The following is a 13987-nucleotide window of genomic DNA, read 5'->3' as shown; positions in this document are numbered from 1 at the left end:
CACCCTGGCCACCGCCCTCTCCCTGACCCTCCCCCTGCTCCACGCCCCGGCCCACGCCGCCGGCCTCACCCCGATCGGCGACCACGTTCTGGACGAGGAGGCGATCTTCTTCGTCTCCTACGACGGCCTGGTGAACAACTCCTCCTACCAACAGGACGCGATCCTCACCCACGGCGGGCACCAGTACGCCACCTGGTACACCGACGACCGCTCCCCCGTCATCGCCCGGCGCACCCACTCCGGCCGGGGCGACCACGGGCCCTGGGAGACGGTGACCCTCCCCCACTCCCTCAGCGAGGACAACTCGCACAACACGATCTCCCTGGGTGTGTCCGAGGAGGACGGGCGACTGCACGTGGCCCTGGACACGCACTCCAGCACCCTGTACTACTTCCGGTCCGTGGCGGGGCTGGTCGACGACCCCTCCGTGCCCTGGGACGCCGCCTCCTTCGGCTCGGTGCGGCGGGACCTGGAGGGCGTCGACGCCGGGGTGTTCACCTATCCGCGCTTCCTCCAGAGCCCTTCCGGCGCCCTGCAACTGAGCTTCCGCACCGGTGTCTCCGGCAACGGTGCCTCGGAGCTGGCCGAGTACCGCGACGGGGAGTGGACCCGGCTGGGAGCGTGGTCCTCCGCCACCGGGACCTACACCGCCGACGGCGGCGGCGGGACCAGTGAGCGCCGCAACCTCTATCTGCACGGCATCGACTACGACGTCGACGGTCGGCTGCACGCCGCGTTCACCTGGCGCGAGCAGGACGGTGCCGTGGCGTGCGACGCGGGCGGTATCACCAACCACGACACCGGCTACGTGTACAGCGATGACGAGGGGCGCACCTGGCACACCGACGACGGCGCCGCCGCGGCCACCACCGGCAGCGACCATCTGGTCTCGGTCACCACCCCCGGGCACGTCGTCGACCCCCTGCCCGCCGACCACGCCCTCATCAACCAGGAGTCCCAGGCGACGGACTCGGCGGGCGATCCGCACGTGATCATCAGCTACGTGCCCGGACGCTTCACCTCGTGCGTGACCGACTTCGCCGTGGACCGCCGGGAGCACGGGCGGGTGTTCCACCTCTACCGCGACGCGTCGGGCGAGTGGAACAAGGTGGAGATCCCCGAGCCGCTGGACGCCTTCGGCCGTTCCGAGCTGGTCATGGACGCCGACGACAACGCCTACGTCGTGCTGCCCGGCGGTCGGATCATGGCGGCCACCGCAGACAGCGACTGGAGCGACTGGACGAAGGTGCACGACGGGCTCGACGCCTTCGGTGAGGTGCTCGTGGACGACGACCGTCTCATCGAGGACGGGGTGTTCTCGGTGCTCTACCAGGAACCGAGCACCGGGACGACGCCGTCCCCCATCCGGGTGGCCGACTTCAGCGTGGAGTGAATCGAGGGGGGCGGGCGAGCCGAGGCCCGCCCGTCCCGGATCGGTGTGGGCACACCTTCGTTCGCGACCAGGGCCGCATGGAGCACTCGTCCCCGTTGAGGAGGGACGGTGCCCCGTGCGAGCATCCCGACCAGTTCGGCGTGGGGTCCATCCCCGCGTGCGCGGGGAGCAGGCTGTGGCGGCGCTATGACCGTCCCCACGAGCGGGTCCATCCCCGCGTGCGCGGGGAGCAGGCGACACGGTAGGGGGGCATGAGGAACCCGTTGGGGTCCATCCCCGCGTGCGCGGGGAGCAGCAGTGGGAGACCCTCCCGCCGTTGCAGCGCCTGGGTCCATCCCCGCGTGCGCGGGGAGCAGCAGAAGCGGCTCCTGTTCGTGTCGGCTGGCCTGGGTCCATCCCCGCGTGCGCGGGGAGCAGCAGATGGGCCTGCCGTGTCCCCGAAAGGACGCGGGTCCATCCCCGCGTGCGCGGGGAGCAGCCGGTCTGCATCCTGTGCTGACCGTCGGGCGAGGGTCCATCCCCGCGTGCGCGGGGAGCAGTGGTTCGGGCGTTCCCGACGCTTCGGTTCCTGTGGTCCATCCCCGCGTGCGCGGGGAGCAGGATGGCATCCAGTGCCACCCGGCGATCGTAGGGGGTCCATCCCCGCGTGCGCGGGGAGCAGCAGCCGCAGCACCTGACGGCGAAGGGGTCGATGGGTCCATCCCCGCGTGCGCGGGGAGCAACTGACGGGCTCCTCGGCCGGGCCGGAGACCTGGGGTCCATCCCCGCGTGCGCGGGGAGCAGCCGGCCAAGGCCGGGATGGCGAACAGCCATGGGGGTCCATCCCCGCGTGCGCGGGGAGCAGCGGATGCCCGCGAACGCCGGCTTGATGACCTTGGGTCCATCCCCGCGTGCGCGGGGAGCAGTCTCACGGTCGGCTTCGAGGAGGACTCCGAGGAGGGTCCATCCCCGCGTGCGCGGGGAGCAGTCCACTCCGAGCGCGACGGCGACCACCTGTTCGGGTCCATCCCCGCGTGCGCGGGGAGCAGTCCACTCCGAGCGCGACGGCGACCACCTGTTCGGGTCCATCCCCGCGTGCGCGGGGAGCAGCTGCGCTGCTCGCCCCAACCCGGGTGGGGGATGGGTCCATCCCCGCGTGCGCGGGGAGCAGCGGATGCCGTCGGGGAGTTGGGCGCGCAGCGTGGGTCCATCCCCGCGTGCGCGGGGAGCAGTCGAACAGCGGCCAGGAGGCGCGGTCGCCGGGGGGTCCATCCCCGCGTGCGCGGGGAGCAGGAGGCCTCCCTGCGGCGGATGTACGCGCACGTGGGTCCATCCCCGCGTGCGCGGGGAGCAGCACCGGATGCCGCCGCCGGGGTCCGTGTAGGTGGGTCCATCCCCGCGTGCGCGGGGAGCAGTCGCGGAAGTTCGCGGACTTCCACCAGCGGTGGGGTCCATCCCCGCGTGCGCGGGGAGCAGATCATGGGTATCGACTTCAATGGTGGCGGGGTGGGTCCATCCCCGCGTGCGCGGGGAGCAGGCGCTGCGGAGGTTGCGCGCCGCCTTGCTGAGGGGTCCATCCCCGCGTGCGCGGGGAGCAGCCGGTGACCACACCGCGGGGGCGGGTGGTGCCGGGTCCATCCCCGCGTGCGCGGGGAGCAGCGGCTCGGGCCGGTGTGGAAGCGCCGGGTGTTGGGTCCATCCCCGCGTGCGCGGGGAGCAGCATCGGCCGGCCGTGGCCATCTGCGGTGGCCGGGGTCCATCCCCGCGTGCGCGGGGAGCAGGACCCCGCGAGCGTGGTCAGGCACTCCACACAGGGTCCATCCCCGCGTGCGCGGGGAGCAGCGAGACTCGCCCGTGTGAGCGGGGGGTTCGGCGGGTCCATCCCCGCGTGCGCGGGGAGCAGGCGCCCACCATGACCGCCGCACGAAAGCGTCCGGGTCCATCCCCGCGTGCGCGGGGAGCAGTCTCGTTGACCTGCGCGTTCATCCCGGGCAACAGCCCAAATCTGCAAGTTGTTGAGAAACAGACAAATGAGACACGCAGGCCTTACGAGAAAATCTCACACGTTGAAGATAGCGGTGAAGGGTCAACTTCGTGCAGGGGTCACCAGGAACAGAAGTTCGTCGACCGAGCGGGCCTCGCTCAGCCCTTCGGCCGTAGCGATCCAGTAGGCCTGCGAGGACTCCCCGAACCAGATGACGAAGTGTGGATGACGAGCCTGGACGGCAGCCGCACGCAGATGCTCCTTCGCGAACTCGCAGCGATGCCCGCCTATCAACGGCAGGCGCAGCGCTCGCAGAGACCGGCAGGTGCGATGCCCACACGCCGCACAGAAGGGCCCCGAGGGAGACAGCGGACGCCGAGGCGACCTGTGGACAAGCTCAGCCGACCGACGGGGTTCGGGGATAGGATGCGTCACTGATCCTGCTTTCTGACTTTGCTTGGTCTGGAATTCGGGATTCTGTTGGGGCCCGGGAAGCGTTGCCGCGCTTTCCTGGGCCCTTTTCCGTCCTGTTGCTATCGCGAACTAGGGATGCAGGTGCGACCAACGGCTGTCTTCGAGGTCGTAGGCGAGGAAGAACCACACCGCACGGTGTGAGGTGAAGCCGCTGTCTCCCCATTCGGTGGCCAGGGCATCGACCATGGCCAACCCACGCCCCGCCTCGGCTTCGGGATCCAAACCGCCGGGGTCCACGGTCAGATATCGGCGATCCCGGATGCCGAACCGGCGCCCGGTGTCCACCCCGCCGTCGCGACACACGAGTCGCAACCCTTCGCGACGGCGTCGGCAGAGGAGCGTGTAGGAACGCCCCGGCAGGCCGGAGCGGGAGTGCCGTAGTGCGTTTCCGGCCAGTTCGCTGCCCAAGAGCGTGAACAGGTACCGATAGTCGCTACCGCGTTCGGCTGCACAGGTGTCCAGGAAGGCCCGCACTAGCGGCATGAGCAGAGGCGAGGAGCCGAAGTCGTAGCGGCGGGACTGGTAGTGAGGGCGGTCAGGGCGGCCGTTGAAGTAGTGCCGATAGGCGTGCGGCACCAACTCGTGGAGAGCGATGGTGACCTCGGCCATCGGAGGCACGGGGGCGAGTGCGGGCATGACGAACAGACTCCTTAGGCGGGAGGAAGCAGGAAGAGGCTCGGGGAGTGCCCGCTAGACCGATGGCCTTCACGATTTCCCCACGGGGAAAGGGGCACGACATAGCCTGACCAGGAGACACCCCACTGACTGCGAGTGAGCCTTCAGTCACTGGCTACAACCATCATCATGAACTCGACATTGTCGAGAGTCAAGTCTTTTGAGACTTTGTCGAGTTCATGACGTAGTCTCTGGGCATGCGCCTTCCGTACAGCCCCACCCTTCGCCTGCGACTCCTCGTCTCTGAGCTCAAGCAGGGTCGCGAACGTTCCAACCTGACGGTTTCCCAAGCCGGCAAGGAACTGGGGTGGACCGCGTCCAAGATCAGCAAGATCGAGACCACCGAGACCCGTCGCATCACGCCCGGTGACCTCGACAAGCTCATGGATCTCTACAAGATCGACGACCCTTCGAAACGTCTGGCCATGCACGCTCTGGCTCGCGACGCCAAGGAACGAGGCTGGTGGTCCAAGTACCGCGAAGTGTTCGGAGATCAGGCCCTACCGGACTTTGAGGCCGAGGCGTCAGTCATCCGCAGCTTCGAAGGTCTGGTCATACCAGGGCTACTCCAGACCCCCGAGTACGCCGAAGCCCTGTTCCAGGGAGGGCGCTACACCGACGCCAAGGACATCGCACACCGGGTGGACGCACGGATGAGACGACGGGAGATCCTGTCCCGCATCAACCCCGTTCACTTTCGCGTCGTCATGGACGAGGCCGCGCTGAGGCGCATGGTCGGAGATTCCACGATCATGTCGCAGCAACTGCGGCATCTGCTCGACATGGCGAAGCTGCCCAACGTCGACGTCCAAGTGCTTCCGTTCTCCGTGGGCTCCCATGCTGCCCTGGTCGCCCCGTTCAGCATCCTGGACTTCCCCGAACACCTGGCGTTGCCCATCGTCCATGTCGGTACCGTGACGGATTCAGTATTCTTCGAGCAGCCCAAGGATGTCGCTCGCTACAGCGCCACGTTCGGCGACATCCAAGGGACCGCGCTGAGCACCACCCGGAGCGCCCGGTTCATGACCGAGGTACTCACATCCCTGGAGAGCGACTGATGAGCAACGAGCTGGTTTTCCGCAAGAGCAGCTACAGCGGCCAAGAGCCGAACTGCGTGGAGGTCGCCGACCTGCCCTGCGGTGCCGCCGTCAGAGACTCCAAGAACCCCACCAGAGGACACCTCCCCTTCACCGCCTCCGAGTGGACCGCATTCCTCCACTCCGCCGGCGACGGTCGCCCGTAGGACTTCGCCTTTCCACCGGCTCTTTCACCACCTGCTCCACCTGCACCGACACTCGGCTCACAGTCATCACCGAGCGAGCCGGGAACTCCAGCCCTGGCCACGGGCCGCCCGCATGGGGGCGCGCCCGAAGCACGGGCCCACCCCCATCCCCATGCGTGCCGGTCGCAGACCTGCCGACCCGACCACACGAGTCTTCGCGTCTCAGTGACCCTCTTCCGGCCACAGGAAACGCTGGGCACTCTCCCAGGGCCCGCTCTCCCCTTCCGGCGGATAGGTGCGGGTCTCGAAGGAGTCGGCGACCACCCGTCGGAGCTCGGGCAGCCCTCCCTCGATGGCGCCCACCGCACGCGCCTGGACCAGGAGGTTGCCCACCGCGGTGCCCTCGGCCGGACCGGCGATCACCGGCAGTCCGGTGGCCTCGGCGGTCAGCCGGCACAGCAGGGTGTTGCGCGACCCTCCCCCGACCACGTGCACCACCTCGATGTCCTGGCCGGACAGCTCGGCGGCCTGACGCACCGCCCTGCGATAGGCCAGGGCCAGCGAGTCCAGCACGCACCGCACCACCTCGACGGGATGCTCGGGCGACGCCTGGCCGGTCTCGGTGGCGTAGCCACGAATACGGTCGGGCATGTCGCCCGGTGGCGCGAAACGGGGATCGTCCACGTCCACCACGCACGCCGCCTTCGGCAGGTCGGCCGCCCTCTCCAGGAGGTCGGCCAGGTCGACGTCGTGTCCCTGGTCGCGCCAGGTGCGCAGGGACTCCTGGAGCAGCCACAGCCCGGTGACGTTGCGCAGGTACCGCACGGTGCCGTCGACGCCCAGCTCGTTGGTGAAGTTGGCCTTCCTCCCCTCCTCGGAGAGCACCGGCCGATCGAGTTCCACCCCCACCAGCGACCACGTGCCCGAGGAGATGTAGGCGAAGCGCGGTGTGCTCGCCGGGACCGCCACCACCGCCGACGCGGTGTCGTGGGAGCCCACCGCCACCACGGGCGTCGCCGTGCCGCGCAGGGTCCCGATGACGTGACCGGGCTCCACCAGCTCCGGGAGCAGGTCGCCCACGGGCACACCGAAGTCCCGTCGCAACAGACTCAGGCACGGTTCGGCCCATCGGCGTTCCCGGACGTCCACCAGTCCGGTGGTGGAGGCGTTGGTCAGCTCGGCCACCTTGTGCCCGGTCAGCCAGTGGGCGAACAGGTCGGGGATCAGCAACAGGTCGCGGGCGGCCGCGAGCTGGGCCGTCCCCGCGGCCGCGACCAGCTGGAACAGGGTGTTGAAGGGCTGGACCTGGAGACCGTTGACCGCGTACATCGCGGTCGGATCCAGGTGCCCGAAGACCCGCGCGGGCACCGCGTCGGTGCGGTGGTCCCGGTAGTGGACGGGGTTGCCCAGGAGCGCGCCGTCGGCGTCCAGGAGGCCGTGGTCCACGGCCCAGGAGTCCACGCCCACAGAGGCCAGGGGGCCGCCGTGGTCACGCACCGCCTGCTCCATCCCGGCCAGCGCCCCCGCGTACAGCGCGAGCACGTCCCAGTGCAGCCGCTCGCCTTCGGGGAGGGGAACGGTCACCGGGGTGTTGGCGAACCGGGACACCTCCTCGGTGCGCAGCACCCCGTCCACGAGGCGGCCGGTGATCACCCGACCGCTGGAGGCTCCCAGGTCGATCGCGGCGTGCGGTCCCACGCCGCTCACCGCAGGAACGCGGCGGGCACACCGCCGTCGACGGGCACGTGCAGGCCGGTGGTGTGCGACAGCTCGCCCGCGGTGAGGGCGAACACCGCGTTGGCCACGTGCTCGGGCAGAACCTCGCGCCCCAGCAGGGTGCGCTTGGCGTAGAACGCGCCCAACTCCGACTCGGGCACCCCGTACACCTTCGCGCGCTGGGCGCCCCACCCACCGGCGAAGATCCCCGAACCGCGCACCACCCCGTCGGGGTTGACGCCGTTGACGCGGACGCCGTACTCACCGAGTTCGGCGGCCAGCAACCGCACCTGGTGCGCCTGGTCGGCCTTGACGGCGGAGTAGGCGATGTTCTTGGGCCCGGCGAACACCGCGTTCTTGGAGGCGATGTAGACGATGTCGCCGCCCATGTTCTGGTCGATCATGAGGCGGGCGGCCTCGCGGGAGACCAGGAACGACCCCTTGGCCATGACGTCGTGCTGAAGGTCCCAGTCGCGCTCGGTGGTCTCCAGCAGCGGCTTGGAGATGGACAACCCGGCGTTGTTGACCACCAGATCCACCCCGCCGAAGGCCAGGGCGGCGGTGCGCAACGCGGCGCTGACGGCGTCGCCGTCAGCGACGTCGCAGCCCACACCGACGGCGGTGTCGGCGCCACCGATCTCGGCGGCGGCCTTAGCGGCCTGGTCGGCGTCGAGGTCGGAGACGACCACACACGCGCCCTCGGCGGCCAGGCGAGTGGCGATGGCCTTACCGATGCCGCTCGCGGCCCCGGTGACGAACGCGACGCGTCCGGCCAGGGGCTTGGGAGCCGGCAGGCGCCGGAGCTTGGCCTCCTCCAACGCCCAGTACTCGATGCGGAACTTCTCCGACTCCTCGATGGGCCGGTAGGTGGAGACCGCCTCGGCGCCGCGCATCACGTTGATGGCGTTGACGTAGAACTCGCCCGCCACGCGCGCGGTCTTGGCGTCCTTACCGAAGGAGAACATGCCCACCCCCGGCACCAGGACGATGGCGGGGTCGGCGCCGCGCAGGGCGGGGCTGTCAGCGGTGGCGTGCCGGTCGTAGTAGGCCCGGTACTCGGTGCGGTAGGCCTCGTGGAGTTCGCGCAGGCGCTCGCCCACCCGCTCCAGCGGCGCGGTGGCGGGCAGGTCCAGCACCAGGGGGCGCACCTTGGTGCGCAGGAAGTGGTCGGGGCAGGAGGTGCCCAGGGCGGCCAGGCGCGGGTGTTCGGCGCGGGCGAGGAAGTCCAGGACCTCCTCGGTGTCGGTGAAGTGCCCGATCTGTGGGTGGTCGGTGGAGGCCAGACCACGGATCACGGGGGCCAGCGCGGCGGCGCGCTCACGGCGCTCGGCCTCGGGCAGCGCCTCGTGGCCCTCCAGCACGGGACCGAAGGGGGCGGGGCGCCCCTGTTCGGCGAGGAAGGTCTCCGCCGTGCGGATGACCTCCAGGGAGTTGGCCCGACACTGTTCGCTGGTCTGGGCCCAGGTGGTGATGCCGTGACCGCCCAGGACGGCGCCGATGGCGTTCGGGTTCTCCTCGGCGATCCGGGCGATGTCCAGCCCGAGCTGGAACCCGGGACGGCGCCAGGGCACCCACACCACGCGGTCGCCGAAGCACTCCCGGGTGAGGCGTTCGCCGTCGGCGGCGGTGGCCAGGGCGATGCCCGAGTCGGGGTGCAGGTGGTCCACGTGGGCCGCCCGGACGAGGCCGTGCATGGCGGTGTCGATCGAGGGTGCGGCCCCGCCCTTGCCGAAGAGGCAGTGGTCGAATGCGGCGACCATCTCGTCCTCGCGCTCCTCACCCGGGTAGACGTCCACGAGGGCGCGCAGACGGTCCAGGCGCAGGACCGCCAGGCCGTCCTCGGTGAGGGTGCCGAGGTCCCCGCCGGATCCCTTGACCCAGAGCAGGTCGACCGGGCCTCCGGTGACGGGGTCGGTGGCGCTCCCGGCGGCGGAGGTGTTGCCGCCCGCGTAGTTGGTGTTGCGCGGGTCGGCGCCGAGGGCGTTGCTGCGTGCGATGAGCTGGTCGACGACGGAGTCGGACACGGTGGTTCCCTGTTCGGTGTCGTGGTGAAGAGGTCGTGCGGGCCGGTCGGGGTCGCTCACGCGCCCCATCCGGCCTGGGTCCCGCCCTTGCGTTCGTCGACGACCCGCTCGACGTAACCCGAGGCGGCGTGGGCGGCCATGGGGTCGGGGTGCAGACCCTGTTCCTCGCGCAGCCCGGCCAGGAGCGGGCGCACGTCGGTGTTGTAGGCGTCCATGAGCACGGCGTTGGCGCCCAGCACGTCACCCGCGGTCTGCGCGGCGGCCAAGGCCTCGGCGTCCACGAGCAGGGCCTTGGCGGTGGCCTCCTGCACGTTCATGACCGAGCGGATCTGGCCCGCGATCTTGGGTTCGATGTTGTGGCACTGGTCGAGCATGAAGGCGACCTCGGTGTCGGCGTCCAGGGCACCGCCCCGCGCCACCTCGTACATGATGCGGAAGAGCTGGAAGGGGTCGGCCGCGCCGACCATGAGGTCGTCGTCGGCGTAGAAGCGCGAGTTGAAGTCGAAGGCGCCGAGCTTCCCGGCGCGCAGCAGGAACGCGACGATGAACTCGATGTTGGTGTGGGGCGCGTGGTGGCCGGTGTCGACGCACACCACGGCCCGCTCCCCCAGTTCGAGGCAGTGGGCGTAGGCCGTGCCCCAGTCGGGGACGTCGGTGGCGTAGAAGGCCGGTTCGAAGAGCTTGTACTCCAGCTGCAGGCGCTGGTGGGGGGCGAGCCGGTCGTAGACCTCGCGCAGGGCCTCGGCCAGACGGTCCTGGCGGGTGCGCAGGTCGTCCTGGCCGGGGTAGTTGGTGCCGTCGGCGAACCACAGTTTGAGGTCGCGCGATCCGGTGGCGTCCATGACGTCGACGCACGCCAGGAGGTGGTCGATGGCCTTGCGGCGGATCCCGGGGTCGGCGTTGGTCACGCTGCCGAGCCGGTAGTCGTCGTCCTGGAAGACGTTGGAGTTGATGGTGCCGATGCCGATACCCAGGTCACGGGCGTGGGCGGCCAGGGCGGAGTAGTCGTCCACCCGGTCCCAGGGGATGTGCAGCGCGACGGTGGGGGCGGCCCCGGTATGGCGGTGCACCTCGGCGGCGTCGGCGATCTTCTCCCAGGGGTCGCGCGGCACCCCGGGCCGCCCGAACACCTTGAAACGGGTCCCGGAGTTACCGAAGGCCCAGGAGGGGAGCTCGATGTGCTGGCGCCGCAGCACGGTGAGGGCGTCGGAGTGCGAGGCCGCGAGCGGTGTGACCACGGTGGGGCTCCGTTCGAGTGGGGAGGGATCGCGGAGCACGCGATCATTGAATCGTTTCATTCACGCCACGCCGAAGCTATCCCGGCATCTGGAAGGGTGTCAACAGTCACCCCTGGCCGAACAGGAAGGGCATGGTCGGGTTACCTGGTTACAACGTTTTATCGCTCACGCACGAAGAACCGCCCCGCGCGAGGAACCTCGGGCGGGCGGTCGATCGGGGGCACATCAGCCCGAGAAAGCGCTTTCCAGACATCTTGACCCACGCCGCCCGATCCTGTCCACCACTCCCCCGACGCACGAGACGGGGCCGGGGCGTGGCGCCCCGACCCCGTCCGCCGTGTCCTACCCGCGTCGGGCCAGGGTGCGGCTCCGCCCGCGGAACTCGGCGATGACCTCCTCGCCACGGCGGACCGTGACGTCGTAGACGCCGCTGCGTCCGAAGACCACGCGTTCCACCGCGGTCGCCACCAGGAGGTCGCCCTCCCGAGCCGAGGCCACGAACGTCACGTCGGCCCCCGAGGCCACCGTCACCCCGCCCCCGTCCACGTTGCACGCACAGGCGAAGGCGGTGTCGGCCAGGGTGAACACGAACCCGCCGTGGGCGATGTTGTGCCCGTTGATCATGAGCGGCCCCACGGTCATCTCCACGACCGCGCGCCCGTCGACGGCCTCCACCAGGCGCATGCCCAGGTTCTTGGAGGCCCGGTCGGCCTCGAACATCCGCCAGGCGGCCTCGTTGCGCTTGCGGGGCGCCTCCCCGCCGCTCACGAGTCGAAGTCCACGGTCACGGTGTCGGTCACCGGCAGCGACTGGCAGGCCAGTGCGTACCCGGCCGCCACCTCGGCGGGGGTGAGGGCGTAGTTGCGCACCATCGAGACCTCGCCGCCGCACACCTTGACCCGACAGGTGCCGCACACCCCGCCCTTGCAGGCGAAGGGCAGGTCGGGACGGTAGCGCTGGGCCGAGTCCAGCACCGGCACGCCCTGGGGCAGGGTCAGGGTGGTGGTCCGCCCGTCCAGGACGACGGTGACCTCGCTGGCGGGCCCTTCGACCTCCGGGTCCACGTGGCGGGCCTGGGGCGGCGGTTCGGCGCCCTCCACGAAGAACAGCTCCTGGTGGATCCGGTCCCCGTCCACGCCACGCTCGGAGAGCACCTCCCGGGCGTCGGTCACCATGCCGTAGGGGCCGCACAACCACCAGTGGTCGACGGCGTCGGCGGCGATGACGGTGGACAGCAGGGCGTCCAGCTTGGCCCCGTCCAGACGGCCGGTGAACAGCTCCGACTCCCGCGGCTCCCGCGAGAGCACGTGCACCAACTCCAGGCGCGGCCCGAAGGCGTCCTTGAGGTCGGCCAGGTCGTCGGCGAACATCACCGTGTCGCTGCGACGGTTGCCGTACAGCAGGGTCACCCGCGAATCGGTCCGGCGCAGCAGCGAGGCGGCCATGGACAGCATCGGGGTGATGCCCGAGCCCGCGGCGATCAGCACGTGGCGGGCGGACGCGGTCAGGTCCGGGCTGAACCGCCCCGTGGGAGCGCCCACCTCGATCTCGTCGCCCGGCGCCACCTCACGGACCAGCCAGGTGGAGAACAGGCCGTCCGCGACCAGACGCACACCCACGCGCGGGGCCTCGCCCACCGGAGCGCAGATGGAGTAGCTGCGGCGCTCCTCCACCCCGTCGATCTCACGGCGCAGGGTCAGTGACTGGCCCGGCGCGAACGCGAACACCTCGGCCAGGTGGTCGGGGACGTCGAAGGTGACGGCGACGGCGTCCTCGCACAGGCGCTCGACGGCGGCCACGCGCAGCCGGTGGAACGCCGCCCGGCCGCGCGCGGCGGCGGGGGCGGTCTCGGTGACGGGTGTGGTCACGGTCAGATCTCCTTGACGTGCTCGAACGGTTCGAGGCAGGCCCGGCAACGGTGCAGCGACTTACAGGAGGTCGCGCCGAACCGGGACAGTTCCTCGGTGTCGGCCGCACCGCACAGCGGACAGCGCGGGACGGTCCGGGTGGGAAGCAGGGTGAGGGGAACGGGCCCGGCGGGCCGCACGGGGGCTCCCCCGGGCGGCGAGATGCCGTGCTCGGTCAGCTTGCGCCGCCCCTCCTCGGTGATCCAGTCAGTGGTCCAGGGCGGGGAGAGCGCGGTGCGCACCTCCACCTCCTCGAAGCCGGCGGCGCGCACGGCGGTGTGCACGTCCACGCGCATCTCGGCCAGGGCCGGGCAGCCCGAGTAGGTGGGGGTGATCCACACCGCGACGGTGCCGTCCTCCTCGACCTCCACCTCGCGCAGGATGCCCAGGTCGGCGAGGGTGAGCATGGGGAGTTCGGGGTCGGTGACCGCGGCGGCGGCCCCCCAGACGCGTCGGCGGGTCTCGGTGTGCGCGGTGGTGGTCACCATGTCGCCTCCGGGTGTTCGCGGGCCACCCGCTGGAGCTCCTCCAGCAGCGGCTCCATTTCCTCGGTGTGCCGTCCGGCGCGTCCGGCGGGCTCCGCAGCGGGGAACGGCGCGGGGGCGTCGAGGGTGGCCCCGGTGAGGACCTGGGTGAGGACCTGGTGGACCTCCTCGCGCACCGTGGCGGGGTCCACGGCCGCACCCTGGGCGGCCAGGGCGGCCTCCACCGGGTGGGTGGCGAAGAGTTCTCCGGTGAGCGGCCACACGTCGGCGACCGCCTCGACCATGCGCTCGTGCGCGTAGGGGGTGCCGTCGCCCAGGCGCAGCGCCCAGGAGACGGCGTACTCACGGTGGTAGGCCAGTTCGTTGACGCCCTTGGCGGCGATGGCGGCCAGCACCGGGTCCCGACTCTCGGTCAACCGGCCGAACAGGGCGAGCCGCCAGCTGGAGAGCACGAGCAGCGTGGTGACGCATCGGGCGAAGTCGCCGCGCGGGGCCTCGGCCAGGCGCACGTTGAGGAACTCCGCCGGCCCACGTCGGTAGGCGAAGTCGTCCTCGTCGCGCCCCGTGCCGTCGGCCTGACCGGCGCGGGCCAGCAGCAGGCGGGCCTGGCCGAGCAGGTCGAGCGCGATGTTGGCCAGGGCCACCTCCTCCTCCAGCTCGGGGGCGTCGGTCACCCAGTGCACGAGCCGCTGCGCCTGGACGAGGGCGTCGTCGCCGAGCATCCGGCAGTAGGTCGCCAGGTCCTCGCCGTCCACCCCCGCGGGCAGGGTGGTGTCCACGCCCGCGAGCGCCTCGGTGAAACCGGTGCCGAAGGCCCAGCGGGCGTCGCCGTCGTGCTCCTCGGTCAGGCCGGTGAAGATGTTGTCGCCGCTCATGTCGTTCCTTTGAAG

11 protein-coding genes and 1 CRISPR repeat array are annotated in these 13987 nt (G+C 70.7%); of the genes, 3 read left to right on the top strand and 8 right to left on the bottom strand.

Features of this window, described 5'->3' with window-relative positions; translation table 11 throughout:
- Positions 1 to 1393, top strand: a 1393-nt coding sequence (locus DSY14_RS03585) for a BNR repeat-containing protein (protein ID WP_211714977.1), incomplete at its 5' end; no start/stop codon positions are given.
- A 143-nt stretch (positions 1394 to 1536) separates the two neighbouring features.
- A CRISPR array of direct repeats spans positions 1537 to 3336; the repeat unit is 29 nt; unit sequence GGGTCCATCCCCGCGTGCGCGGGGAGCAG.
- Between the two features lie 563 nt (positions 3337 to 3899).
- Here DSY14_RS03585 and DSY14_RS03580 read toward each other — a convergent pair.
- Positions 3900 to 4466 carry an ATP-binding protein gene (locus DSY14_RS03580; RefSeq protein ID WP_211714976.1) on the bottom strand — a complete coding sequence of 189 codons (567 nt, stop codon included), beginning with the start codon at positions 4464 to 4466 and terminating at the stop codon, positions 3900 to 3902.
- Between the two features lie 236 nt (positions 4467 to 4702).
- On the opposite strand from DSY14_RS03580, the gene DSY14_RS03575 reads away from it, so the two are divergent.
- Positions 4703 to 5563: a helix-turn-helix transcriptional regulator gene (locus DSY14_RS03575; protein ID WP_211714975.1), complete on the top strand. Its 861-nt coding sequence runs from the start codon at positions 4703 to 4705 to the stop codon at positions 5561 to 5563.
- On the top strand, positions 5563 to 5748 hold the full coding sequence (locus tag DSY14_RS03570) for a DUF397 domain-containing protein (protein WP_211714974.1): 186 nt from the start codon (positions 5563 to 5565) through the stop codon (positions 5746 to 5748). The genes DSY14_RS03575 and DSY14_RS03570 overlap by 1 nt, the downstream gene beginning before the upstream one ends.
- Positions 5749 to 5949: 201 nt before the next feature.
- Here DSY14_RS03570 and DSY14_RS03565 read toward each other — a convergent pair whose 3' ends face one another.
- From DSY14_RS03565 to paaC, 7 genes are all read right to left on the bottom strand, one after another.
- Positions 5950 to 7425, bottom strand: coding sequence for a rhamnulokinase family protein (locus tag DSY14_RS03565; RefSeq protein ID WP_211714984.1), 1476 nt, complete (start codon positions 7423 to 7425; stop codon positions 5950 to 5952).
- A 5-nt stretch (positions 7426 to 7430) separates the two neighbouring features.
- Positions 7431 to 9536 carry a bifunctional aldolase/short-chain dehydrogenase gene (locus tag DSY14_RS03560; protein WP_211714973.1) on the bottom strand — a complete coding sequence of 702 codons (2106 nt, stop codon included), beginning with the start codon at positions 9534 to 9536 and terminating at the stop codon, positions 7431 to 7433.
- Positions 9524 to 10705: an L-rhamnose isomerase gene (rhaI, locus tag DSY14_RS03555; protein WP_211714972.1), complete on the bottom strand. Its 1182-nt coding sequence runs from the start codon at positions 10703 to 10705 to the stop codon at positions 9524 to 9526. Before rhaI ends, DSY14_RS03560 begins: the two co-directional genes overlap by 13 nt.
- Positions 10706 to 11047: 342 nt before the next feature.
- On the bottom strand, positions 11048 to 11425 hold the full coding sequence (paaI, locus tag DSY14_RS03550) for a hydroxyphenylacetyl-CoA thioesterase PaaI (protein ID WP_211714983.1): 378 nt from the start codon (positions 11423 to 11425) through the stop codon (positions 11048 to 11050).
- Between the two features lie 44 nt (positions 11426 to 11469).
- Positions 11470 to 12573 carry a 1,2-phenylacetyl-CoA epoxidase subunit PaaE gene (paaE, locus tag DSY14_RS03545; RefSeq protein WP_211714971.1) on the bottom strand — a complete coding sequence of 368 codons (1104 nt, stop codon included), beginning with the start codon at positions 12571 to 12573 and terminating at the stop codon, positions 11470 to 11472.
- A gap of 2 nt (positions 12574 to 12575) precedes the next feature.
- Positions 12576 to 13100, bottom strand: a complete 525-nt coding sequence (gene paaD, locus DSY14_RS03540; protein ID WP_211714970.1) for a 1,2-phenylacetyl-CoA epoxidase subunit PaaD — start codon at positions 13098 to 13100, stop codon at positions 12576 to 12578.
- Positions 13094 to 13972 carry a 1,2-phenylacetyl-CoA epoxidase subunit PaaC gene (paaC, locus tag DSY14_RS03535; RefSeq protein ID WP_211714969.1) on the bottom strand — a complete coding sequence of 293 codons (879 nt, stop codon included), beginning with the start codon at positions 13970 to 13972 and terminating at the stop codon, positions 13094 to 13096. Before paaC ends, paaD begins: the two co-directional genes overlap by 7 nt.
- Between the last annotated feature and the right edge of the window lie 15 nt (positions 13973 to 13987).

Origin of the sequence: Nocardiopsis sp. MG754419, from assembly GCF_018207095.1 — a bacterium.
GTDB lineage: Bacteria > Actinomycetota > Actinomycetes > Streptosporangiales > Streptosporangiaceae > Nocardiopsis.
Note: the sequence above shows the minus strand (reverse complement) of the source record. Positions and strands in the feature narration are given on the sequence as shown.